2 protein-coding genes are annotated in these 733 nt (G+C 66.6%); both read right to left on the reverse strand.

Translation table 11 applies throughout. The annotated features are described in order from the left end of the window. The coding region (locus A3764_RS17135; RefSeq protein ID WP_067951821.1) for a TrbC/VirB2 family protein at positions 1–231 on the reverse strand (231 nt) is incomplete at its 3' end. Between the two features lie 16 nt (positions 232–247). Then, a partial coding sequence (locus A3764_RS17140) for a lytic transglycosylase domain-containing protein (protein ID WP_236628233.1) occupies positions 248–733 on the reverse strand: 486 nt, incomplete at its 5' end.

Here is a 733-nt window from a genome sequence, read left to right on the forward strand (position 1 = left end):
GATGATGACCGAGGCGAACCAGCCCCAGTTGAGCCGCCCCATCATGCACATGAATCCGGTGCCGATGACCGCGAGCGTGGCAACCGCGATCCCGATGGGACCGGTCAGCGCGGCCTCGACGGTTTCCAGCATGGTCTGGATCGGTGACAAGTCCTGCGCGAGAGCAGGCGTAGCCAAAGCCGCCAGGGTTGTGGCGACAGGCAAGAGGCGGCTGAGGCGATGTCGAAGCATGCGAGGTTCCCTTGTTTTACTGAAGTTCGATGAGGACGGGCGCGCGGACTGGAACCCGGTCCGCGATGCGGGTGTCCGGCGCGGAAACGGCTGCGCCTGCCAGCCGGGACCGGATCCGGTGGATGCGCGCAATGTAATCGCGGGTCTCGGCGAAGGGTGGAATGCCGGAATACTCGAGCACCCGGTGCGGCCCGGCATTGTAGGCTGCCAGCGCCAGGTCGATATCCTTGAAGGTGGCGAGCTGGGCGAGCAGGTAGCGCGCCGCGCCATCGAGGTTCTGGGAGGGATCGCGCGGGTCGACCCCGAGTGCGCGCGCCGTGTCGGGCATCAGCTGGCCCAAACCATAGGCGCCCTTGGGGCTGACGGCGGTCGGATTGTAGCTGCTTTCGGCCTCGACCAGGGCGCGGAAGAGGATCTGCCAGTCGTCCGCATCGAGGTCGACCTGCCGCAGGGCGCGGTTTCCCTTGTGGCGATCTGCCGTGGCGTCGATCAGGGAGAGGAT

The organism is Sulfitobacter sp. HI0129, from assembly GCF_001635395.1.
Lineage (GTDB): Bacteria > Pseudomonadota > Alphaproteobacteria > Rhodobacterales > Rhodobacteraceae > Sulfitobacter.